Raw genomic sequence first — 21,590 nt, forward strand, 5'->3', positions numbered from 1 at the left:
TCGGCGCCCACGACGTCATCCGTCGAACATGAGGCCGAATGTCCGAACGTACGTTCGGGACGGATCGAGGCGAACGGCACATCCCACCGGCCTGTGCCTGTTCGGCAGGGACTGCGATACTCCCTGGAAACCCGCGGTACTACTTCGCAGTAACCAAGGCGTACTCCCGGTCGGGAGACGCCATTTCAGCAGCGAGGAGCACAGCAGATGAGCCGTGACATCAGCACGGTCGGCGTAGTCGGCCTGGGCACCATGGGCGCCGGCATCGTCGAGGTCCTGGCCCGGGCCGGACTGACCGTCGTGGGCGTGGACGTCTCCGCCGCGGCCGTCGCGCGCGGCCGGGCCCGGATCGCCGAGTCGACCGCCCGCGCCACCGCGCGCGGAAAGCTCACGGAAGAGCAGCAGCACGACATCTTCGAGCGGGTCACCCTCGGCACCGACCTGACCGCGGTGGCCTCGGCCGACCTGGTCCTGGAGGCCATACCCGAGCAGCTGGCGCACAAGCAGGCGCTCTTCGCCGAGCTGGACAAGATCTGCGGCCCGGAGACGATCCTGGCCACCAACACCTCTTCACTGTCGGTCACCGAGTTGTCGGTGGCCACCACCCGCTCCTCGCGCGTGGTCGGGCTGCATTTCTTCAACCCGGCGCCGGTGATGAAGCTGGTCGAGGTGGTCCGCACCGTGGTCACCGAGCCCGACGTGCTCGCCGACGTGGTCGCGCTCGCCGAACGCCTCGGCAAGTCGCCGGTGGTGGCCGGCGACCGGGCCGGGTTCATCGCCAACGGGTTGTTGTTCGCCTACCTCAACCACGCGGCGTCGATGTACGAGCAGAAGTACGCGACGCGCGAGGACATCGACGCGGCCATGCGCTTCGGCTGCGGCCTGCCGATGGGTCCGCTCGCGGTGCTCGACCTGGTCGGGATCGATACGGCGTACGAGATCCTGGAGCAGATGTATCGCCAGTCGCGCGATCGCCTGCACGCGCCCGCGCCGATCCTCAAGCAGATGCGCACCGCGGGGCTGCTCGGGCGCAAGAGCGGTCGCGGCTTCTACACCTACGAGCAGGCCGGATCCCCGGTCGTGGTGGCCGAGCCGGGCGGGGCCGCGGCGGTCGCCGGCACCCCGCGCGAGGTGCACGCGGTGGGCGTGGTCGGCACCGGGACGATGGCCACGGGCATCGTCGAGGTGTTCGCCAAGTCCGGCTACGACGTGGTCTATGTGGCGCGCAGCGAGGAGAAGGTCGAGCGGGTGCGCGGGGCGCTGGTGCGCTCGCTGGACAAGCAGATCCAGCGCGGTCGGCTGACCGAGGAGGCCAAGGCCGAGGCGCTGGCCCGGGTGACCGGTACCACCCGGCTCGACGATCTCGCCTTCGCCGACCTCGTGGTGGAGGCGGTGGTCGAGGAACTGTCGGTGAAGCAGGCCCTGTTCGAGAACTTCGACGAGATCTGCAAGCCCGGCGCGATCCTGGCCACCACCACCTCCTCGCTGCCGGTGATCGACTGCGCGGTGGCCACCTCGCGGCCCGCCGACGTGGTCGGCATGCACTTCTTCAACCCGGCGCCGGTGATGAAGCTGGTCGAGGTGGTGCGGACGGTGGCCACCTCCGACGACGTGGTGGCGACCATCCACGAGGTGTGTCGACGCACCCGGAAGCATGCGGTGGACTGCGGGGACCGGGCGGGCTTCATCGTCAACGCGCTGCTGTTCCCGTACCTGAACGACGCGGTGCGCATGCTCCAGGCCAACTACGCCGGCGCCGACGACATCGACACCGCGATCAAGCTGGGCGCGGGTTATCCGATGGGACCGTTCGAACTGCTCGACGTGGTCGGGCTCGACGTCTCGCTGGCCATCCAGAAGGTGCTGTTCGCGGAGTTCCGCGAGCCGGGCTGGTCGCCGGTGCCGCTGCTCGAACACCTGGTCACGGCGGGCTATCTCGGGCGCAAGACCGGGCGGGGCTTCCGGGACTACGCGAAGCGGTAGGCGCTCGCCGGGCGAGCGGGCGGCCGGACCGTGCCGGGCGGCGCGCCGGGCGGAAGTAAGTAGTACGAGAGGGGTACGGGCGCATGCGGTGCGTGCACCCGTACCCTTTTTGTGTGCCGCGTCGTAACAAGCCAACCAGCCGCTCCCGGTCCGTCGACCGGGGCGAGCCCCGCGATCCCGGCCTCGGTTTCGAGGAGCGCGAGTCGGGGGCCGACGGGGAGTGGCTGGTGCGCCCGATCAGCGGGCAGGCCGCGACCAAGACCTATCGGTGCCCGGGGTGCGACCACGAGATCGCCCCGGGTGTGCCGCACGTGGTCGCGTGGTCCGCCGACGGGCGGGTCGAGGAGCGTCGGCACTGGCACCGGCCGTGCTGGAACAGCCGAGGGCAGCGGCGGATCACCCGGCGGCGGTAGCGGCCTCGTCGACGGCCGGCATCCGGGTGCCCCGCGCGGGTCGGGTGGCGGCGGTGGCGGTGCCCAGGAGGGCCAGCGCGGGTACGGTCACCGCGAGGACGAGCGGGACGAGCAGTGCGGCGGCGGAGACGGCCACGTGCAGGCCGGCCGAGCCGACCAGGCCGGCCCGCGAGCGGGCGCCGGTACGCAGCCGGTCGCGCAGGTTGAGCGCGGCCCAGACCGACCAGATCGCGACGACCAGGCCGAGCACCGCGAAGAAGCCGATGCCGACCGTGCCGACCAGCGCGCGGTTGTCGGTGCCGCGGTCGTCCAGGGTCTTCAGGACCAGGATCGGCGCGACCACGCCGCAGCCGAGGACCGCGGCCACCGCTTCGGCGAACAAGGTCGTGATGGCCGCGTACGTCACGATCCCCCGGGTGAACGTCATAACGCGCGATCGTGCCGGTTGGGCGAGGGTTTGTCGAGAGTGCGTTCGATAGGTCGGGCCGATCGGGCCGATCGGGTCGGTCGGGTGGGTCGGATCGGTCGGGTCGGTGGGGTGGGTCCGGCCGGGTCGGTCGGGTGTTCGGGGCCGGGGCTTCAGCCGCCGCGGCGGCCAACTCCTTTCCCGTGGCCGGGGCCGGCGACGCGAAGGTCTCCTTGGTCGGATTCACCACCGGCTCGTTCTTTCGCGCAGCACGGATTTGCGGACCTTGCCGGCCGCCGTCAGGGGGAGCGCGTCGACGAACTCGACGCTCCTGGGCGCCTTGTACCCGGCGATCAGCGTCTTGACGTGGTCCCGGAGCCGTTCGGCGGTCAGCTCGTGTCCGGGGTGCGGCACCACGACGGCGTGCACCCGCTCGCCCCACCGGGGGTCGGGCACCCCGATCACCGCGCAACAGGCCACGTCCGGATGGGCGTTGATGGCGTTCTCCACCTCGGCGCTGTACACGTTCTCCGCGCCCGTGACGATCATGTCCTTGAGTCGGTCGACCACGGTGAGGTAGCCGTCGGCGTCCATGAAGCCGAGGTCGCCGGTGTGCATCCAGCCGTCGCGCAGGGCCTGTTCGTTCTCCTCGGGCCGGTTCCAGTAGCCCGTCATCACGTGGTCCCCGCGCGAGACGATCTCGCCGATGTCGCCGCGCGGCAGCTCGTTTCCATTCGGCCCGACCACACGTACGTCGGCGTGCGGGCAGGGGCGGCCCGCCGAGCGCAACTTCGCCGGGTCGCCGGCCAGGTGGTCCTCGGGCAGCAACAGGGTGGCCAGCGGCGACAGTTCCGTCTGTCCGTACGCCTGCACCAGGGCGACGCCCGGCAGCGCGGCCAGGACCTGGTCCAGGAGCGCGCTGGTGATCGGCGAGGCGCCGTAGGTCAACATGCGCAGCGAGGACAGGTCGTGGTCGGCGAACTTCGGGTGGTCCAGCATCATCCGGAGCATGGTCGGCGCGAGGAAGACCTCGGTGATCCGCTCCCGCGCGATGATCGCGGCGGCCCGCTCGGGGTCGAAGGCCGGCAGTACCACCTGGGGGATGCCGAGGATCGAGGTCATCAGCGACACCCCGAACCCGGCGATGTGGAACAGCGGGGCGGCGTGCAGCACGCGGGCGTTCGGGGTGATCCGGTAGGCGGCGGTGGCGACCAGGCCGCCCATGGCGGAGGCGAGCAGGTTGTCGTGGGAGAGCATCACGCCCTTGGGGAAGCCGGTGGTGCCGCCGGTGTAGAAGACACCCGCCAGGTTGCCGCCGCCCCGCTGCGCGTCGGGGACCGGGGCGGTTGCGGCGATCAGGTCCTCGTAGCCGTGCATGCCGGAATCGGCCGGCGGATCGCCCATGTGCACCACCACGCGCAGACTCGACGAGGCCGCACGCAGCGCGGGGACCAGGGCGGCGAAGGCGTCGTCGACGATCAGGACGCCGGTCCGCGAGTCGTCGAGGGAGAAGGCGATCTCGGCCGGGCTCCAGCGGATGTTGACCGGGTTCAGCACGCCGCCGGCCCAGGGGACGGCGCTCAGGCACTCCAGGTAGCGGGCGGAGTTCAGGGCGAGGACGGCGACCCGGTCGTCGGGGCCGACGCCGAGGTCGCGCAGCGCGCCCGCGAGCCTGGCTACCCGCTCGCGGAGGTCGCGGAACGTGGTCCACGCGGCGCCGTCGACGACGGCTTCGCGGTCGGGGGTCTGCTGGGCCCAGCGGTGCAGCGGCAGGGTGATGCCCATGGGACGACTCCTCGCGCGGGGGAGGGGAGGGGTGGCCGACGGGGTGTGGTGGAGGCGGCGGCCGGTTCGCGGGCTCCGGCGCCGGGCGGGAATGCGGCGGCGCGGGCGTGCCGTGGGGCCCGCCCGCGCCGCCGAAGCCTGCCGATGCGGGATCAGCAGTCGCGCAGGGTCGGTGACTGGTTGAGCAACTGGCCGCGGATCGAGGTGAACTTCGCGTACCGGTCCGCGTCCAGGCCCTCGATCGGGAAGACCGCGACCCGGTGGCAGTTCTGGAACGCGAGTTTGACCCCGAAGTGCCGTTCCATCGAGCCGCGGATCGCGTCCGAGGCCAGGGCGCGCAGCAGCTGCCCGCGCTCGGTCTCGGTGGCGGGCGGCACCTGGTTGTCCGCGAACGCGCCGCCATCCACCCGCAGTTGTGTCGCCAGGGCGGCGACGAGATTCCAGGCGTAGGGCAGCGAGTCACGCACGCAGTCGACGAACTCCGCCTCGTCGACCTCACCCTGTTCGGCCTGCTCCAACAGCTTCGGAGGCACATCGAGCGACATCGGTGCTCCTTCCGGCCGGGACGTACGCAAGTTCGCCCGGCGGTTCGGGTCGTGTCTCGTACGTGGCAGTGGCTGATGGCACCCGTGCATAGCCCACGGCACGCCCCGAACGCGCATCCGCCCGGCCCGCACCGTCTCCGGACTCACCGTAAGTCATCGCCTACGCATTGCTCCAGAGCGAACCGGAGGTGAACGCGGTTCGGGAGAGGGCATGCGCCCGGCGGGCCGCTCCCCCGTTCGATCATCGCGCCGTGTCCGCGACGGCGGTCATGCGCGGTGTTCGACGTGGTCGAAGGTCGGCACGATGAGGTGCGTCACACGGGGTGCGGCCCGGGGCGGGGGATGGCCGGGGGAGGGGCTTCGGAGGCGGTAGCGTCGGGGCATGCGTCTCGTCATCGCCCGTTGCTCCGTGGACTACGTCGGGCGACTCACCGCCCACCTGCCGTCCGCCCCCCGGCTCATTCTGGTCAAGTCGGACGGGAGCGTGTCCATTCACGCCGACGACCGCGCGTACAAGCCGCTGAACTGGATGAGTCCGCCGTGCACCCTCAAGGAGGGGGACGGGGTGTGGACGGTGATCAACAAGGGCGGCGAGAAGCTGATCATCACGATCGAGGAAGTCCTCCACGACACCTCGCACGAGCTGGGTATCGACCCCGGCCTGGTCAAGGACGGCGTCGAGGCGCACCTCCAGGAACTGCTGGCCGACCGCCTCGATGCGCTCGGCGCGGGCTGGACGCTGATCCGCCGCGAATACCCCACCCCGATCGGCCCGGTGGACATCCTGTGCCGGGACGCGGACGGCACCACCGTGGCGGTGGAGATCAAGCGCCGGGGCGAGATCGACGGCGTCGAACAACTCACCCGCTACCTCGAACTCCTCAACCGGGACACGCTGATCGCCCCGGTCAAGGGCGTCTTCGCGGCCCAGGAGATCAAGCCCCAGGCGAGGGTCCTGGCGGTCGACCGGGGCATCACGTGCGTGACGCTGGACTACAACGCGCTGCGCGGCACCGAGGACGACAAGCTGAAGCTGTTCTGAGCGCGGGCGGGGCCTCGCCCGCCGGCGCGTCACGCCTGTGAGGTTCGACCGGCGGGTGGCTCCTGAAGGCTGCCGCCCGCCGATGCCCTCGGCCGGGCCAGGCACGGGCCGGCGACCATGATCATCACTTCCTCCGCCGATGCCGTCGATTGCAAAGTAATCGAGAATCCATCCGCGGGCTTCATCGCCGTCAGGTTGCCCGCACCCTTTCCGGCGGCCGTCGCCGTCTCGAATTTTCGGATTCGGAATCCCATTTCTTCGATGGTGGCGCGAGCCCGCCGGAATACCGACTCCTGCTGCTGTGACGGCACCGTGATGTTTTGGATGCGCAGCGCGGTGAAGGTCTTCTCGATGGAATCCTTCCCGCTCATCACCTCTCCGCACGGGGATACAGTGAACGACGGCGCACGATCGACGACGGGAGCCCTGATTCCCTCGATGACCAGCCGCGTGTATTCCTCGGCGGTGGCCCTGGCCTGATCCTCGGACATTTCGGGGACTTTGACGTCCTGCTTGTTGATGGAATCTCCACATCCCGAAGCCAGAATCAATACCAACACCGCAGACAAGGCTGCGGCTATACCGGACAGGCGGTGTGCGATCACGATGTGCGCCCTACTTGACGTGGGGTCGGTTCAGCGGATTCGGATCGTTGTACATACCCGCCACGATCTTGCCCTGGTTGAGCAGGCTTTCGCTGCCGGTATCCCAATAGCCGCTGTGGCCGTCGGCATCGCCTTGCAGGCGCTTCCCGCCGAACGCCTCGTCCGTCGGGCTGACCCGGTCGTCGCTGCCGATGGCGGCGTCGGCGGCCATGTCGAATAGGCTCGGCTCCTTGTCGGTGCCGTGTTTTGCGCTTCCCAGGTCGACGACGGCCTGGTCTTCGTCGAGCTTTACCGGTGAGCGGTCCGCCCACACGTGGCCCGGGTCGATTTTCAGGTCCTCCGCGTGCTTGACGTGTATTCCGGGACTGCCCAGGGCGACGATCTCGTCGGCTGCCAGTCCACCGGTCTTTGCCGCGTCGCCGACGAGTGCGGTTCCGTAACTGTGGCCGATGACCGTGATGTGATGATCGTTGCCTTGGGCGCGGACTCCACCGACGAAGGAGTGCAACCGTGGCGCCCCCTCCTCGGAGCGCGCCCATCCGGCCATGCTGCCGATCCCCTTTTTCTCGGGTGCGTCGTAGTCGAGCCAGAAGACCGACGCCACACCGCTTTTTCCGTCCGTCAAACCCACCGCGGTGTCCCGGATCCTGTCCGCCCTGGTAATCCCGCCCGCGAGATTGTCGGCCACCGTGGCGCCGGTCCCGGGGACCAGCACGGCGACGTGCTTTGCCTTGTCGGGATCGCCGACGGACATGATCACCTGGCCGTCGAGGAATTTGTCCCCGAACTTCAGCAGCATCAATTCCTTGCCGGGCGGTCGAGCGTATCCGGCGACCAACACCTTCTTGATCTTCGTGAGGTTTTCCCACTCGCGTTCGTCGTGGTCGGGGGATCTGCCGCCGGCCAGTGCCGGGGCGAGTTCGGTCAGACGTTGGTCCAAGGCGGTGCGGTTGGCCGTGTCGCGAACGGCTGCCGGAAGGCCGTCCATGCTGCCGAGTCGGCGCGGATATGCGGCCAGGTACAGGGCTCGCTGTTCCTCGGACAGGCCGCGCCACCAGGCCGCCGCCTGCGTGGGATCCAGGTTCGGGACCGGGCCCACGCCGTACAGGCCGGCCACGCGCCGGGTGTCCTCGACGCTGTTCTGCCAGGAGTCCGGCCGGGTTTCCGCGACGTCGGCCGGCATCAGCGTGGTCAGTGTCGCGGCGAATTTGGCGTCGGCCTCGCTCGCCTGGCGAAGCAGTGTGTCGAAGCGGGCCACGAAGCCGTCGATGGTGCTCTGTTGCCGTGCCGCGTCCGCCGGAGTGGGATTGCCGGTCGCGGCGGGCGGGGCGGCGGCCTGCACGGTGTATCCGCCCGGGGTTTCCACGATCCGGAGACCGGAGGTCTCGGCCTCCTGGATGGCCGCGCGGAACGTGGTCTGAATCGCGGGCAGTTCGGATGCCGCACGTTCGGCCGCGATACCGATGGTCTGCGCCTGGCTTGCGGAGACGGCGATCTGTCGAACCGTCACTTCGAGATCCCGGTCGGCCGTTCCGGCGGCCTGCCCCCTCCATCCGGCCGCCGCCACACCGTCGTTGACCCCGGTCCGGAACGTGTTCTCCAGTTCGGCGAGTTTGCCGGCGGTGGTCCTCCAGGTGCGGGCGGCTTCCCGCCAGCTCTCGAAGTTCGCGGCCCTCAGCTCGGTGAAGCCGACCATGGTTACGACCCCGCCGTGAAGTCGGTGGCGACGTTCGTCTCGGTTTGGGCGTACTTCGTTCGCGTGCGGTAGATCCTGTCGGCCCCCGCCTGCGCCCGGTCGGCGAGGTGGGCGATCGCGCCGCCCCACTCGCGGCTCAGCTCGCCCAGTTGGAAACCGGTCATGAACCCCGGTGTTCCCGCCGGCGGGCCGTGGTTGATGTCCGCGCCCAGACTCCTCAGTTCCATGGCTACCGAGACCGCCTTGCCGGCGGCCGGGGCCAACTCTTCGATTTTGACCCGGAAGGAGGAATCCGAGGGTGCCGCCAAGGTGGCGTGAGAGGGCTCCGCCGGCGGAATGATGCTGCTCTTCAGAGCGCCGCTCATCGGATCGGCACGAAAATACTCCGGCGACAGGGCTCGATTTACGGCTGTGTCGGCGATTTCCTGCTCGGGCATGCCGGTATTCTCCCGCGTGCCCTCCGTATGGATTTGTCAGTAAATCCGACAATTCAGCGGAAGGTGGGTCGGTCGAGTATGCGACGGCGCCGCCGGGGCGGCGTCGGAGCCCGACCGGTGTTGACCTTCGAGTCGGATGAAGCCCAAGGATGTCGGGATGCCGGATACCGAGTTGATGCCGATCGGGGCCTTCGCCCGACACAGTGGTCTGACCTCGAGTGCGCTGCGGTTCTATGCGGACTCCGGGTTGCTGCACCCTGCCGAGGTCGATCCCGTCTCGGGCTACCGCTACTACAGCGCCGACCAGGTGGCGCGGGCCACGGCGCTGCGCCGACTGCGTGAGATCGCGATGCCGCTTGCCGAGGTCGACGCCGTCCTCGACGCCGGACCCGTGGAGGCGTCGCGGCTGATCGACGAGCATGTCGCCAAGGTGCTCGCGGATGCGGAGGCGGCGCGGCGCAAGGCCGCCGTGGTCAAGTCCTCGTTGGCCGGGGCGTCGACCGGTGTGCCGATCGCCGCCCTGAAGGGGCCGGTACTGGCCGACGCGATCGAACAAGTCCTGACCGCGACCGTACGGGAGTCGGGCGTGCCGGTGCTCGGCGGAGTGCGCGTCGAGGCGACCCGGGAGGCGATCACCCTGACCGCAACCGACCGATACCGCCTCTCGATACGAACCCTGGTGCCCGCCGAGGCGCCGACGACACCGTGGGCGGCGACGGTCGCGGGCGATGATCTGCGGGCCGCCGCCGCGGCCGTCCGGCGCAGCGCGATGGTGCGGGTCGAGGCGACCGCGCAGGGGATGTGGCTACGGCCGGCGGGCCGTGAGGACCGGCATTGCCGGTTGTTGTCCGAGGAGTTCCCGGACTACCGGTCGATGCTCGCCTCGCTGCCCGAGGCCGGCACCCGCGTGACGATCGGGAAGGACATACTCCTGCGCGCCCTGGCGGAGCATCCCGGCGAGCGGATCACGTGGCACGTGACCCGCCGCGGGATCGATGTCCCATCGATCGGCGACGGGCATCCGGATGTCGCGATCCCGGCCGCCGTGACGGGGCGGGAGCTTCGCATCGTGTTCGAACTGACCACCCTCTACCCGGCCGTCGGCACCGCGATCGGCCCCGATGTGATGCTCGACCTGAGGGGACCCGACCAGCCCGTCACGATCCGCTCCGCCGACCGCGGTGATCTCACCACCCTGGCCATGCCGGTCGGGCCCGACCACGCCGGCTCCGCCTGAAGGCGGCGCCGGCGACTCGGCCGGTATGGAATCTGCACTGCGCGGATAAAAATCAACGCTGTGTAGACTTTGGCGTGGGGAGTCGGTCGGCTCCCGGTGCGGATGTGTTCAGGAGGGGCCATGCAGCAGCGGAATTGGCTTGTCACCGGTGTCGGATCGGGGCTTGGGCGGGCGATTGCGGAGGCTGCTCTGGGGGCCGGGCATACCGTGGTCGGCACGGTGCGCTCCGAGGGGGATGTGCGGGAGTTCGAAGGGCTTGAGGCCGATCGTGCCCACGGTCGTCTTCTGGAGGTGACCGACGACCGGGCCGTCTTCGACGTGATCGCGGAGGTGGAGCGCGGCGTCGGGCCCCTTGACGTCGTCGTCGCCAATGCCGGCTACGGCCTGGAGGGGACCTTCGAGGAGACTTCGCTGGACGAGGTGCGGCGGCAGTTCGAGGTCAACGTGTTCGGGGCGATGGCCACCCTGCAGGCGGCGCTGCCGCACATGCGTCGGCGTCGCCGGGGCCATCTGATGGCCGTCACCTCCATGGGCGGGCTCATGGCCGTGCCCGGCATGTCCGCCTACTGCGGCAGCAAGTTCGCCCTGGAAGGCATCCTCGAAGCGCTGGGCAAGGAGGTGGCGCAGTTCGGGATCCATGTGACAGCGATCGAGCCCGGCTCCTTCCGTACCGACTGGGCCGGCCGGTCCATGACCCGGGCCGAACGCACCGTCGACGACTACGACGAGCTGTTCGAGCCCATCCGGGAGGCGCGCCGGAAGGCGAGCGGGAACCAGCTCGGTGACCCGGCCCGGGCCGGGGACGCCGTCGTACACATCGCCTCGGTCGACCGGCCGCCGGCCCACCTCGTCCTGGGTTCGGACGCGTTGCGCCTGGTCACCGCCGCACGCACCGCCGTCGACGAGGACATCCGCGCGTGGGAGACACTGTCCCGGACGACCGACTTCGCCGAGGGTGCTCAGCTCTGATGTCCGGCCACCCCGCGCGGAGCAGGCGCACCACGGAACGTAAGGGCGATGTCCGGGAGCGGGCCATCCTGGACACCTGCGAGGCCCTGCTGGCGGACAAGGGCTACGACGCCATGACCGTCGGGGACATCGCCCAGGGCGCCGGCATCACGCGCGGCGCGCTCTACTTCTACTTCGGGTCCAAGCATGAAGTGGTCACGGCACTCGTGGCCCGGACCGTCGAGCATCTGTGGGAACGCTCGCGGGCCACCGCGCGGCACGACGAGCCGCGAGCAGCCGTCGCCACGGCCATGCGGCGCACGGTCGAACTGTGGAACGCGCACGGCACGGTCATGCGCACCGCGATCGACCTGTCGTTGACCGTGCCCGAGATCGGCGAACTGTGGAGTCACACCGCCGACTTGTTCATCGAGGCGATCACCGCCGTCCTGGAACGCGCCGGTGTGCCGGCCGGCACCGAACCGCAACAGGCCTCGGCGATGGCGCGCGCCCTGTGCTGGATGATCGAGCGCACCTTCTATCACGCCTCGCGGGAGTCTTTGGACAAGTTGCCGGAGGCCGCCGCGACCTGCGAGCACATCTGGCTGATCAGCGCCGGCCTCAGCGGCTGAGGAGGCGGCCGGCGCAGCGGGTGCCCAACCTTTTCCGGCCGGTGACCATGTACGCGACAGCATCGACCCGGCCACCATGGAGAGGGCCGACGAAAGCGGGCGCGCGGCGACCGACGCGACGTTGCGCGCGGCGGGTTCGAGTGCCCCGCCGGCCACCGAGTTCTACCTCGTCCGGCCGTATCGGCCCTGACGTCAAGGGGGTCGGCGATGCCGGGGACGGTGATCATCGGGGCCGGGTTCGCCGGGATCTGCATGGCGATCCGGCTGCGCCGCGCCGGCATCGAGGACTTCACCGTCTACGAGAAGGCCGACGACCTCGGCGGCGTCTGGCGCGACAACACCTATCCGGGCGCGGGTTGCGACATCCCGTCGATGTTGTACTCGTACTCGTTCGCGCAACGGGCCGACTGGTCCCGGGTGTTCCCCGAGCAACACGAGATCCTGCGCTATCTGCACGAGTGCGCCCGGACGTTCGGTATCCGGGCCCACCTGGCACTCGGTACCGAGGTGAACGCCGCGCGCTGGGACGAGACGGCCGCGGTGTGGCGGATCGAGACCTCGCGCGGGTCGGCGACCGCCCGGGTGCTGGTCTCGGCCGTGGGCCAGCTCAACCGGCCGCGCTATCCCGACCTGCCCGGCCTGGACTCGTTCGCCGGCACCGCGTTCCACTCCTCGCGGTGGCGGCACGACCACGACCTGAACGACCGCACCGTCGCGGTGATCGGCACCGGGCCCAGCGCGGTGCAGTTCGTGCCGCGCATCGCCGCGCGGGTGCGCCGGCTGTACCTCTTCCAGCGGTCCGCGAACTGGGTGGTGCCCAAGCCGGATCGGGCCTACGGGCGGATCGCGCACCGGGTCTTCCGCCGGTTCCCGCCGGCTCGGACCGCAGTGCGCGCGGCGACCTATCTGCGCGGCGAGACCGCGGTCTACTGGGCGGTGCGCGGCAACGTCGGCGCCCGCCTGGCCCGGCACGCGGCACGCCGGCACCTGGCCGCGCAGATCGCCGATCCGGCGCTGCGGGCCCGGTTGACCCCGGACTTCCCGATCGGCTGCAAACGCATCCTGATCTCGGCCGACTTCTACCCGACCCTGACCCGGGACAACGTGGAACTGGTCACCGACCCGATCACCGAGATCACCCCGAGCGGACCGCGCACCGCCGCGCGGGACTACCCCGTGGACACCCTGATCCACGGCACCGGGTTCCTGGCCACCGAATTCCTGCGGCCGATGGACATCGTCGGGCGCGCCGGCGTGCGGCTGCAGGACGTGTGGCGGGAGGGGGCGGCGGCCCGACTGGGGATGACCGTGCCGCGCTTCCCGAACCTGTTCCTGCTGTACGGGCCGGGGACGAACCTGGGCCACAACTCGATCATCTACATGATCGAGAGTCAGGTGGCGTACGTGGTGCGCAGGATCCGCGACGGGCGGGTCCACGAGGCGGGCGCGGCCGAGTACGAGGCGGACCGGCGGGCGCTCGCGGCCGGCGTGGCGGGCACCGTGTTCGGGGCGGGCTGTACGAGCTGGTACAAGGGCGCCGACGGGCAGGTGACCACCAACTGGCCCTGGCACACCTACCGATACCGGTGGGCCACCCGACGCGCTTGACCACCACGACCCGACACTGCCGGCCGTTCGGCGGGCCCGAACCCGCCGCGCTCAGTCGGCGTAGTAGTCGGCCATCAACTCGCTCGACCACGCCGCCTGGCGAAGCTCGCCGCGCGGGCCGAACTCGGCGAGGTAGGGCTTGAGATCGAGCACCGGCGTGCCGTCGACCGCGTCGAGGCCGCGCACGTGGACGTCCAGGCCGTCCACCCGCTCCAGCGCACACCGGGAGACGGCGAGACGGTTCGGGCGGTTCTTGCCGCGCTGGGCGAAGATGCCGACGAGCGGCCAGGCCGGATTGCCGCGCGGCCGGCGGGCGCCGGTCTCGACGGCGGTGTCCGGGACCCGGTGGAAGTGGAAGACCACCTCCAGGTGGGAGAAGTCGTCAAGACCGAACAGCGCCTCGGGGCCGAAGCGTTCCCCGTCCAGGCGGATCACCGAGGACACGTTCCCCCAGTGATCGTCCACGAGTTCCACGCGCGGGGCGGACACCCGCCCGATCGCACGCAGGGTGACATCGGGCAGCGGCTCCACGGGTGTGCTCCCTCCCGTTACGGTGTCAGGTCCATGGCGTGCACGACCAACTCGGCCAGCGCGTTCACCGCGCTCTCCCGGTCCCGCGCGTCACATTCGGTCATCGGCGTGCGTGGGCCGATCGACAACGCGTCGCGCAGGTCCTCCTCCGGATAGCGCGGCGCGCCGTCGAAGAGATTGACCGCGACCACGAACGGGATCCCGGACCGCTCGAAGTAGTCCACCGCCGGGAAACTGTCCTCCAGTCGGCGGGTGTCCACCAGGACGATCGCGCCCACCGCGCCGCGCACCAGGTCGTCCCACATGAACCAGAACCGGTTCTGCCCCGGGGTACCGAACAGGTAGAGCACCAGGTCGGCTTCCAGGGTGATCCGGCCGAAATCCATCGCGACCGTGGTGGTGCGCTTCTCCGGCAGACCGGACAGGTCGTCGACGTCCTCGCTCATCACCGTCATGACCGACTCGGTGGTCAACGGCGGGATCTCCGACACGGCGGCCACCAGCGTGGTCTTGCCGACGCCGAAACCGCCCGCGACCACGATCTTGGTCGAGGTGATCGGCGGCCCCTCGCCGATCCGCCGACCGGACGCGCCCGCGGCCGGCATCGGGATGGCCGGGACCTCGTCGCCGAGACCGCCGACACCGCCGAGGTCAAATCTTGCGTAGTCCACCGAGCACCCTCTCCAGCAGCGCACGATCGGGTCGGCCGGCCTCGTGCTCGGCCTGGTACACACTGATCCGGCCCTGCGAGGCCAGGTCGCTGATCAACACCCGGACCACGCCGAGCGGCATGTGCAGGATCGCCGCCACCTCCGCCACCGACCGCACGCCGCGGCACAGGTGCACGATGCGGGCCACCTCGGGCATGTCGCCGGTCTCGTCCTGCGGGCAGTCCAGGGTGGTGACGAGCGTTTCGACCAGCAGCACGTGGCCGTAGCGGGTCCGGCCGCGGGTCAGCGTGTAGGGACGCACGCGCGAGGTGCGACCGCCCGGTTCGGGACGGGCCGGAAAACCCCCTGCGTCGTCGTAGTCGGAATAACCGCCGTCAGGAGCCAACGCGACCACCTCCACGGTCCTGGTGCATCTGTGCGCGCAGGGCCGGCGTCAGGACGTGGCCGGCGCGCCGAACAAACGAGGTCATCTGGTAGGCGATCACGCCCAGATCGGCGGACCCGCCCGCGTGCACGCCCAGACAGGAGCCGTCGCTGATCGACATCGCCACGACGTAGCCCTCGGCCATCGTGACGATCTCCTGGCGGACCGCGCCCATGTCGAGCACCCGCGAGGTGCCCTCGGCCAGGGCCACCAGGCCGCTGACGATCGCGCCGAGTTGCTCCTCGGCGTCACCGGCGGCGCCGGCCGCCTCCGGGCCGCGCGCGCTGGCCAGCATCAGGCCGTCGGAGGAGACCAGGACGACCTCGCGGACCCCCGGGACGTCCCCGGCCAGCCCGGCCACCAGCCAGTCGACATCGCGGGCCGTGGTGCCATTCGATCCGGTCACCGGTCTCCACCTCCTGTCTCCTCCCGCACGTCCGGCGGGAAGGTGGGTTCTTCGTCGGTCGCCACGATCGGCCCGGACGGGCGGATCGGACCGGTCGGTTCGTCCTCCCGGCGGGCTGCCTCCAGACCTTCCTGAAAGCCTGTCAGCCGTCGGCGCAGTTCGGCGGCCGAGAGCGTTCCGGTGTCCCGGGCGGGGTCCGCGGCGGGCGGGATTGCGAACGCGCCGCTGTCGTCGCCCGCCGTCAGTCGCTTGGGCAGACCACGCCGGGTACGACCGACCGCGGAGGCCGCGGGGCCCGTGCCGTCCCCGCCGATCGCCGGCCGTGGCGCGACGGGCGGCGTCGCGGCGGTGGTCTTCGCCGTCGCGCCCTTCACCGTCGCACTCTTCGGCGCCACGCTCTTCGCCGCCGTGCCCTTGCCCGCCGCGGTCCCCGCCGCCGTGCCTTTCGCCGCAGCGGTCCTCGGCGCCGCGGCCGCGTTGGCCACCGGCGTCGGGTTCGCGCGACGCGCGGGCGGCGCGACCTCGGGGCGTGTCGTCGACCCGGTTGCCTCGAACAGCGCGCCCGGCGCGACCAGTTTCGCGGCCGGCGCCTCCGGGGCGGGCGGATTGGCCGCCGGGGTGCGCTTGGGCAGGCCCTTGGGCGTCTTGACCGGCGGCGCGGCGTCCTCGCGGGGCACGATCGGCCCACGCGGCGCGGCGGCCGCGGACCGGGGGCGTTCGGCGGCGGGGGCAGCGGCCGGCGCGGTGCCGGCCGGCGCGGGCGTCTCCGTCGCGGGCAACGCGAGCCGGGCCGCGCCGGGCGGGATGGCCCGGGCGCCGGGCGTCACGCCGGGGATGGCCATCCGGTCCCGCTCGCGCTCCTGCTCGCGGTCGCGCTCGGCGGAGAACTCGGCGGGCGAGGGCCCCAGGCCGTGGAAGGTCGAGGCGGGGATCACCACGACGGCGCTCAGGCCACCCTGCGGGCGGGGCCGCAACTGCACCCTGATCCCGTGCCGTCGGGCCAGCCGGCCCACCACGAACACGCCCAGGCCGCCGGCGCCGCCGGCCGCCTCCTCCTCGGTGCTGTCCCGCTCGATCTGCGAGTTCAACTCGGTGAGCCGGTCCGCCGGTACGCCGATCCCGTTGTCGTCCACCGACAACACGACCTCGCCGTTCTCCAGCGTCCAGCCGCCGATCTCCACCCGGGACTCCGGCGCCGAGTAGGCGGCGGCGTTCTCCAGCAGTTCGGCCAGCAGGTGGCCCACGTCGTCGGCGGCGCGCCCGAGCACCTCGACGCGCGGCACGTGGCCGACGTCGATCCGCTCGTAGCGCTCGATCTCCGAGACACCGGCGCGGACCACGTCCAGGAGTGGGATCGCCGGTCGCCGGCCGCGCCGTTCGTCCGCGTCCGCGAGGACCAGCAGGTTCTCGCTGTTGCGGCGCATCCGGGTGGCCAGGTGGTCGAGCCGGAACAGGTCCTGCAGGCGCTGCGGTTCGTCCTCGCCGTGTTCCAGCTTCTCGATCAGGTCCAGTTGGCGCTCGACCAGGGTCAGCGTGCGCATCGACAGGTTGACGAACACGTCGTGCACCCGGCCGCGCATCAGTGTTTCCTCGTCGGCGAGTGCCGCCCGCCCGCGCAACAGCTCGGTGTGCTCCGCTTCGAGCCGGGCGCGTTCGGCCTCCAGGCGGGCGCTCTCCGCGGCCTGACGTACGGTCAACTCACGGAGTCGGGCGATGCGCTGCTCGGCGACCCGATGCCGCAACCACGCGGCGATCGAGGACAGCGCGACGGCGGTGGTCAGCAGCGTGCCAGCGAGGGCCGACTCCCACAACGTGTCGGTGTCGCCCAGCAGGACGATGGCGGTCGCGATCCCCGCCAACGCGAAGACGGCCGCCGCGGAACCGAACCCGGCGGCCGGTCCGCCGGCCGTGCGCCGGCTCCGGTGAACGGGTTCCGGAACGCGTACGGGTGCCGCGTCCGCCGCCTCGGGTGTTCCTGGATCCCCCTGCCCATACATGAGACGTGAGCATATCGTCGGACCCTCTTTTGATGTGGTTTCCGAAGCTACGCGAGTCGGCCCGAAAACGGCCGAAAAGGCCCCGCCCGGCACATGTCGGGTGAGACCTTTTCGGTATACGGAGCAACTTTTTTGACGATCGGTCAGGCAAATGCCCCAACCGACCCGATCACACGTCGCGCGAGCGCAGCCGGATCCCGCCGGCGATCAGCACGATCGCCGCGTAGGCCGCGATCAGCAACAGCGAGGGCCACGGCCCCGGGCCGCCTTCCCCGTCGCTGCCGCCGATCAGCTTGCCCAGCGCGAACATCGGCGAATACTCCATGACCTTCGAGCCCACCGAGTGCGGCAGGAACGGCCCGATGATCATCGGCAGCAGGATGGCGCCCATCAGCGCGGTGATCGCGCCCGCCGAGTGCCGCAGCAGCACCCCGAGCCCGAGCCCGAACAGACCGATCACGGCCAGGTAGAGGGAACTGCCGACGACGCTGCGGAGCAGGTCCACGTCGGCGGTGGAGTCGCCGATCCTGGAGGTGAACATCGCCTTGCCGAGCACCGCGGTGATCCCGATCGTGACCAGACCGACCACGAACATCAGGCCCGCGAACACCACGCCCTTGGCGACCAGCACCTGGATGCGGCGCGGGTACGCGGTCAGCGTGGTGCGGATCATCCCCGTCGTGTACTCGGCGGAGATGGTCAGCACGCCCAGCGTCGCGGCGGCGAGCTGGGCGATGATCACGCCGATCAGCGAGATGCTGACGTAGTCGTCGTCGGGCTTCGGGTTGGCCAGCCCGGCGATCAGCATGCCCAGACCCAGGATCAGCGCGACCATCACGATCAGGGTCCACACCGTGGAGCGCACCGTGCGGATCTTGGTCCACTCGGACAGCAACACCCGGCCGAAGCCCGCGTTGCCACCGCCGATGTTGCCGCCGACGTGCGCGGGGTGACCCGCCTGGTGTCCGGGCGGGAACTGCTGACCGGGCATCTGCTGCGCGTGCGGCTGCTGCGGCTGCATTTGCTGAGCGGGCAGTTGCTGCCCCGGCGCCTGCTGTGCCTGCATGTGCTGGTGCATCGGGGCCGGTTGGCCCTGCGGGAGCAGGTGCGGCGGGCCCTGGGGCATCGGGGGCGGAGTGTTCTGTGCCATCGCTCAGCCCTCGCTTCCGTTGGATCGCGGCATGGACGGGGACGGGGCGCCGGCGGGCGCGCCCCACGGGGCGCCGGGCGCGCCCTGCTGCGCATACCCGGGCGGCGGACCGGCGAACTGCGGGCCGCCCTGCTGCGGGTATCCGGGCGGCGGCGCCGCTCCGGGCGGACCCCACCCCGGCGGCGGACCGCCCGGCAGGCCCGCGCGGTACTCCACGCTGTGCTGGGTCATCCGCATGTAGACCTCTTCGAGCGAGTCGAAGCGCGGCGACAACTCGTGCAGCGCGATGCCGTGTTCGGCGGCGAGGTCACCGATCACCACGGGCGACAGCTCGTGCACCCGGAACGAGCCGGCCACCGCCTGGTCGGGCGTGACCGTGGCGCCCTTGCCCTGGAGCAGCGCGTTGAGCTTCTCCGCCTGCGGCGAGCGCACCACGGTGAACGACTGCGAGTTCGTCTCGATGAAGTCGCGCATCGAGGTGTCGGCGATCATCCGGCCCTGACCGATCACGATCAGGTGGTCCGCCGTCACCTCCATCTCGCTCATCAGGTGACTGGAGACGAAGACGGTGCGACCCTCCGAGGCCAACTGCTTCATCAGGTTGCGGATCCACAGGATGCCCTCGGGGTCGAGCCCGTTGACCGGCTCGTCGAACATCAGGATCCCGGGATCGCCGAGCAGCGCCGAGGCGATGCCGAGCCGCTGGCCCATGCCGAGCGAGAAGCCCCCCGCGCGCTTCTTGGCGACCTGGGTCAGGCCGACCATCCCGAGCACCTCGTCGACGCGACGGTTCGGGATGCCGTTGCTCTGCGCGAGACACAGCAGGTGGTTGTACGCGGTCCGGCCACCGTGCATCGCCTTGGCGTCCAGGAGTGCGCCCATTTCCCGCAGCGGGGCCTGGACGTGGTCGTACGGGCGGCCGTTGACCGTGACGTTGCCCCCGGTCGGCGTGTCAAGGCCGAGGATCATCCGCATGGTGGTCGATTTGCCGGCCCCGTTGGGGCCGAGGAAGCCGGTCACCGAGCCCGGACGCACTTGGAAGGAAAGCTGATCCACCGCCAGCTTGTTTCCGTAGCGTTTGGTGAGCCCTCTTGCTTCGATCATCTGTTGCCGCACTCCCAGGAAGACTTCGGGGGGATGGTGCCGGACCGACTCTGGTGCCGACCGGGCTTCGAGCTTAGGCCCGAACCTCCGCTGCCGACGGCCGCCGTACGACGGGCCCGCGCTGGGACATGGGTTCGAGGGAAGTCCCGCAAGTCATCCCAGAGGACGATTGACAAGCTCAGGCCTGGTTCTGGCGAGGCGTGACCACTTCGCGCAGAATGAGCAGAACGGCCGCCGCGATCGGAATCGCGAGCAGCGCCCCGGTCACCCCGAGCAGCGCGCCGCCCACCAGAGCCGCGATCACGGTGATCGCCGGCGGCACGTTCACCGCGCGGTTCATCACGCGCGGATAGATCAGATAGTTCTCGAACTGCTGGTAGGCCAGGAAGAAGATCACGCAGGTGAGCGCCTTGCCGGGGGAGTCGAAGAAGACCACCACCGACACCACCGCCGCGCCCACCGTGGCGCCGATCATCGGGATCAGGTCGGTGATCGCGATCACCAGGGCCAGCGGCAGCGCGTAGTCGTTGCCCAGGATCATCAGGAAGATGAACGAGGACAGGCCCGCGCAGGTGGCCACGATCAGCGCGCCGTTCACGTAGCCGCCGATCCCGGACAGGATCTCGTCGCCGAGCAGCCGCACCCGGGCCCGGCGCGACCTCGGGAACAGGTTGTACAGGTGCTCCTTGATGCTGGGCAGCGCGCCCAGGAAGTACAGCGTCAGGACGATCACGGTGAGCGTGTCGAACACCGACGTCAGCACCATCTTGCCGAAGCCCCACAAACCGCCCGCCACGTTCTCCGCCGTGTTGGCGTTGGCGGCCCAGTCCTTGGCCCGGTTCACCAGGTCGTACTTCTCGTCCAGCTGCCGGAATCTCTCGTTGTTGCGCAGCTCGGTGAGGCTGTCGGGAATCGAGTTGATCAGGCTCGACGTCTGCTCGACCAGCGGCTGGGCGATCGCGGTGACGAAGGCCGCGGCGAAGACGACGAACCCGAACGCGACGGTGCACACCGCCCAGCGTCGGGGCATGCCGCGCTTTTCGAGGCGTTCGACGAACGGGTTCAGCCCCGCGGCCAGGAAGAACGAGATCAGGATGATGATCAGGACGTGCTGGATGCCCATCACGGCCCGGGCCAGGAACCACGCGGTGATCAGGCCGAGTCCGCCGATGAAGCCGATGTAGAACGGCGAGGAACGGTGCAGCGGGCGACCCGGCTCGCCGAACCGCGAGCCGACGCCGGTCCACGGCTGGACCCGGGTGGGGGCCTTGGCGTCGTCGGGGACGGGGGAGGGTACGCCGGGGGCGGTCGGCGCGCCGGGTTCGGCCGCCGGGCCGGGTTCGGCCGTCGCGATCTGGGCGGGCACCCGGGCGGGGGCGGCGTCGGTGCTCTTGCCGGCCGGTTGGTCGCCGACCGACGCGTCGCCGGAGGCCGGCGCCCCCGCCGGGTCGGCGGTGCCGGTTGTACGCCCCGCGTCTGTCGTCGTGTCGACCGTGCCGCCGGACGCCGTGCCGCCGGTACCGCCCCCACCCGGGGTCGCTACGTCGGCCGCCGTGCCTGCGGTACCGCTCGGGCGCGGTGCGGTCGTCCCGTCGATGGTGCCGCCGCTGTCGCTACCGCCCGGGGTTGCCTCGTCCGCCGTGCTCCCCGTTGGCGTGCCGCCCGGGGTCGGTGCGGCGGCTGTCGTGCCCCCGTCCGCGCTCGGCGCGGTCGCCGGCGCTCCCGTGGATGTTCCGTCCCCGGCCGGTGTCGGCTTCCCCGGTCTGCGGCGCGGTCGGATGTTGCCCAGTCGACCCATGGCCCCGTACTCCTCGTCCCCTGCCCGGGCCGTCGGCGGCCCGGATCCGGATGTGCCCTGCCGACGCGTCCGGGATCACGTCATGAAAAATGCGGCCGGGGGGGGGGGGGGGGGGGGCCCGCGGACCCCCCCCCCCCGGCGAGCCCCGCGGCCCGCAGGTAGGCGAGTGTCT

General features: G+C 70.8%; 21 protein-coding genes. 7 read left to right on the top strand and 14 right to left on the bottom strand.

The features are described from left to right. Nucleotides 1-207 precede the first annotated feature (207 nt). Nucleotides 208-1,983 (top strand): 3-hydroxyacyl-CoA dehydrogenase family protein, encoded by a 1,776-nt coding sequence (locus ACFXKZ_RS00945; RefSeq protein WP_379995000.1) that lies wholly within the window; start codon nucleotides 208-210, stop codon nucleotides 1,981-1,983. Nucleotides 1,984-2,096: 113 nt separating this feature from the next. After that, nucleotides 2,097-2,396 (top strand): hypothetical protein, encoded by a 300-nt coding sequence (locus ACFXKZ_RS00950; protein WP_126637299.1) that lies wholly within the window; start codon nucleotides 2,097-2,099, stop codon nucleotides 2,394-2,396. Here the strand turns inward: ACFXKZ_RS00950 and ACFXKZ_RS00955 are convergent. The 3 genes from ACFXKZ_RS00955 to ACFXKZ_RS00965 form a co-directional block, all read right to left on the bottom strand. After that, the gene (locus ACFXKZ_RS00955) at nucleotides 2,380-2,823 is read right to left on the bottom strand and encodes a hypothetical protein (RefSeq protein WP_379995003.1); all 444 of its coding nucleotides are present in this window, start codon (nucleotides 2,821-2,823) and stop codon (nucleotides 2,380-2,382) included. The two genes, ACFXKZ_RS00950 and ACFXKZ_RS00955, sit on opposite strands and share 17 nt — an antisense overlap. A 222-nt stretch (nucleotides 2,824-3,045) precedes the next feature. After that, complete coding sequence (locus ACFXKZ_RS00960; protein ID WP_379995005.1) at nucleotides 3,046-4,587, bottom strand: long-chain-fatty-acid--CoA ligase; 1,542 nt, start codon at nucleotides 4,585-4,587, stop codon at nucleotides 3,046-3,048. 152 nt (nucleotides 4,588-4,739) lie between these two features. Continuing rightward, entirely contained in the window at nucleotides 4,740-5,132 is a 393-nt protein-coding gene (locus ACFXKZ_RS00965) for an SCO5389 family protein (RefSeq protein ID WP_379995007.1), read from the bottom strand. Between the two features lie 382 nt (nucleotides 5,133-5,514). Here ACFXKZ_RS00965 and nucS point away from each other — a divergent pair, with 382 nt between their 5' ends. Then, nucleotides 5,515-6,174: an endonuclease NucS gene (gene nucS / locus ACFXKZ_RS00970; protein WP_078975413.1), complete on the top strand. Its 660-nt coding sequence runs from the start codon at nucleotides 5,515-5,517 to the stop codon at nucleotides 6,172-6,174. 29 nt (nucleotides 6,175-6,203) lie between these two features. Here the strand turns inward: nucS and ACFXKZ_RS00975 are convergent, their stop codons facing one another. Genes ACFXKZ_RS00975 through ACFXKZ_RS00985 form a run of 3 tightly spaced genes read right to left on the bottom strand, consistent with a single transcriptional unit; the run spans nucleotide 6,204 to nucleotide 8,912 of the window. Then, on the bottom strand, nucleotides 6,204-6,779 hold the full coding sequence (locus ACFXKZ_RS00975) for a hypothetical protein (protein WP_379995009.1): 576 nt from the start codon (nucleotides 6,777-6,779) through the stop codon (nucleotides 6,204-6,206). 10 nt (nucleotides 6,780-6,789) lie between these two features. Then, entirely contained in the window at nucleotides 6,790-8,475 is a 1,686-nt protein-coding gene (locus ACFXKZ_RS00980; RefSeq protein WP_379995011.1) for an alpha/beta hydrolase, read from the bottom strand. Nucleotides 8,476-8,477: 2 nt separating this feature from the next. Further along, nucleotides 8,478-8,912: a hypothetical protein gene (locus ACFXKZ_RS00985; protein ID WP_379995013.1), complete on the bottom strand. Its 435-nt coding sequence runs from the start codon at nucleotides 8,910-8,912 to the stop codon at nucleotides 8,478-8,480. Between the two features lie 157 nt (nucleotides 8,913-9,069). On the opposite strand from ACFXKZ_RS00985, the gene ACFXKZ_RS00990 reads away from it, so the two are divergent. From ACFXKZ_RS00990 to ACFXKZ_RS01005, 4 genes are all read left to right on the top strand, one after another. Beyond that, nucleotides 9,070-10,149 carry a MerR family transcriptional regulator gene (locus ACFXKZ_RS00990; protein ID WP_379997251.1) on the top strand — a complete coding sequence of 360 codons (1,080 nt, stop codon included), beginning with the start codon at nucleotides 9,070-9,072 and terminating at the stop codon, nucleotides 10,147-10,149. Between the two features lie 120 nt (nucleotides 10,150-10,269). Then, a complete protein-coding gene (locus ACFXKZ_RS00995) occupies nucleotides 10,270-11,118 on the top strand; it encodes an oxidoreductase (protein ID WP_379995015.1) in 849 nt (282 codons plus the stop codon). Then, nucleotides 11,118-11,729 (top strand): TetR/AcrR family transcriptional regulator, encoded by a 612-nt coding sequence (locus ACFXKZ_RS01000; protein WP_379995017.1) that lies wholly within the window; start codon nucleotides 11,118-11,120, stop codon nucleotides 11,727-11,729. The genes ACFXKZ_RS00995 and ACFXKZ_RS01000 overlap by 1 nt, the downstream gene beginning before the upstream one ends. Nucleotides 11,730-11,936: 207 nt before the next feature. Next, the gene (locus tag ACFXKZ_RS01005) at nucleotides 11,937-13,337 is read left to right on the top strand and encodes a flavin-containing monooxygenase (protein ID WP_379995019.1); all 1,401 of its coding nucleotides are present in this window, start codon (nucleotides 11,937-11,939) and stop codon (nucleotides 13,335-13,337) included. Nucleotides 13,338-13,388: 51 nt separating this feature from the next. Here ACFXKZ_RS01005 and ACFXKZ_RS01010 read toward each other — a convergent pair whose 3' ends face one another. From ACFXKZ_RS01010 to ACFXKZ_RS01045, 8 genes are all read right to left on the bottom strand, one after another. Further along, nucleotides 13,389-13,868, bottom strand: coding sequence for an SAM-dependent methyltransferase (locus ACFXKZ_RS01010; RefSeq protein ID WP_379995021.1), 480 nt, complete (start codon nucleotides 13,866-13,868; stop codon nucleotides 13,389-13,391). A gap of 17 nt (nucleotides 13,869-13,885) precedes the next feature. Next, on the bottom strand, nucleotides 13,886-14,473 hold the full coding sequence (locus ACFXKZ_RS01015; protein WP_379997253.1) for an ATP/GTP-binding protein: 588 nt from the start codon (nucleotides 14,471-14,473) through the stop codon (nucleotides 13,886-13,888). Between the two features lie 46 nt (nucleotides 14,474-14,519). Next, on the bottom strand, nucleotides 14,520-14,924 hold the full coding sequence (locus ACFXKZ_RS01020) for a DUF742 domain-containing protein (protein WP_078979221.1): 405 nt from the start codon (nucleotides 14,922-14,924) through the stop codon (nucleotides 14,520-14,522). Next, nucleotides 14,914-15,369, bottom strand: a complete 456-nt coding sequence (locus tag ACFXKZ_RS01025; RefSeq protein WP_078975402.1) for a roadblock/LC7 domain-containing protein — start codon at nucleotides 15,367-15,369, stop codon at nucleotides 14,914-14,916. Before ACFXKZ_RS01025 ends, ACFXKZ_RS01020 begins: the two co-directional genes overlap by 11 nt. After that, on the bottom strand, nucleotides 15,366-17,366 hold the full coding sequence (locus ACFXKZ_RS01030; RefSeq protein ID WP_379995024.1) for a sensor histidine kinase: 2,001 nt from the start codon (nucleotides 17,364-17,366) through the stop codon (nucleotides 15,366-15,368). The genes ACFXKZ_RS01025 and ACFXKZ_RS01030 overlap by 4 nt, the downstream gene beginning before the upstream one ends. Before the next feature lie 169 nt (nucleotides 17,367-17,535). After that, nucleotides 17,536-18,516, bottom strand: coding sequence for an ABC transporter permease (locus tag ACFXKZ_RS01035; protein ID WP_379995026.1), 981 nt, complete (start codon nucleotides 18,514-18,516; stop codon nucleotides 17,536-17,538). Between the two features lie 3 nt (nucleotides 18,517-18,519). Further along, complete coding sequence (locus tag ACFXKZ_RS01040) at nucleotides 18,520-19,620, bottom strand: ABC transporter ATP-binding protein (protein WP_379995028.1); 1,101 nt, start codon at nucleotides 19,618-19,620, stop codon at nucleotides 18,520-18,522. A 178-nt stretch (nucleotides 19,621-19,798) separates the two neighbouring features. Then, a complete protein-coding gene (locus ACFXKZ_RS01045) occupies nucleotides 19,799-21,418 on the bottom strand; it encodes an AI-2E family transporter (protein ID WP_379995030.1) in 1,620 nt (539 codons plus the stop codon). Nucleotides 21,419-21,590 lie beyond the last annotated feature (172 nt).

Source organism: Embleya sp. NPDC059237, from assembly GCF_042754105.1.
Taxonomy (GTDB): domain Bacteria; phylum Actinomycetota; class Actinomycetes; order Streptomycetales; family Streptomycetaceae; genus Embleya.

Bases quoted from the DNA above. Each gene is read 5' to 3' on its own strand.
- ACFXKZ_RS01030 (WP_379995024.1), bottom strand. From the start codon at position 17,366: ATGTATGGGCAGGGGGATCCAGGAACACCCGAGGCGGCGGACGCGGCA.
- ACFXKZ_RS00965 (WP_379995007.1), bottom strand. From the start codon at position 5,132: ATGTCGCTCGATGTGCCTCCGAAGCTGTTGGAGCAGGCCGAACAGGGT.
- nucS (WP_078975413.1), top strand. From the start codon at position 5,515: ATGCGTCTCGTCATCGCCCGTTGCTCCGTGGACTACGTCGGGCGACTC.
- ACFXKZ_RS01005 (WP_379995019.1), top strand. From the start codon at position 11,937: ATGCCGGGGACGGTGATCATCGGGGCCGGGTTCGCCGGGATCTGCATG.
- ACFXKZ_RS01035 (WP_379995026.1), bottom strand. From the start codon at position 18,516: ATGGCACAGAACACTCCGCCCCCGATGCCCCAGGGCCCGCCGCACCTG.
- ACFXKZ_RS01015 (WP_379997253.1), bottom strand. From the start codon at position 14,473: ATGCCGGCCGCGGGCGCGTCCGGTCGGCGGATCGGCGAGGGGCCGCCG.
- ACFXKZ_RS01045 (WP_379995030.1), bottom strand. From the start codon at position 21,418: ATGGGTCGACTGGGCAACATCCGACCGCGCCGCAGACCGGGGAAGCCG.
- ACFXKZ_RS01000 (WP_379995017.1), top strand. From the start codon at position 11,118: ATGTCCGGCCACCCCGCGCGGAGCAGGCGCACCACGGAACGTAAGGGC.
- ACFXKZ_RS01040 (WP_379995028.1), bottom strand. From the start codon at position 19,620: ATGATCGAAGCAAGAGGGCTCACCAAACGCTACGGAAACAAGCTGGCG.
- ACFXKZ_RS00995 (WP_379995015.1), top strand. From the start codon at position 10,270: ATGCAGCAGCGGAATTGGCTTGTCACCGGTGTCGGATCGGGGCTTGGG.
- ACFXKZ_RS00985 (WP_379995013.1), bottom strand. From the start codon at position 8,912: ATGCCCGAGCAGGAAATCGCCGACACAGCCGTAAATCGAGCCCTGTCG.
- ACFXKZ_RS00990 (WP_379997251.1), top strand. From the start codon at position 9,070: ATGCCGGATACCGAGTTGATGCCGATCGGGGCCTTCGCCCGACACAGT.
- ACFXKZ_RS00955 (WP_379995003.1), bottom strand. From the start codon at position 2,823: ATGACGTTCACCCGGGGGATCGTGACGTACGCGGCCATCACGACCTTG.
- ACFXKZ_RS00945 (WP_379995000.1), top strand. From the start codon at position 208: ATGAGCCGTGACATCAGCACGGTCGGCGTAGTCGGCCTGGGCACCATG.
- ACFXKZ_RS00960 (WP_379995005.1), bottom strand. From the start codon at position 4,587: ATGGGCATCACCCTGCCGCTGCACCGCTGGGCCCAGCAGACCCCCGAC.
- ACFXKZ_RS00980 (WP_379995011.1), bottom strand. From the start codon at position 8,475: ATGGTCGGCTTCACCGAGCTGAGGGCCGCGAACTTCGAGAGCTGGCGG.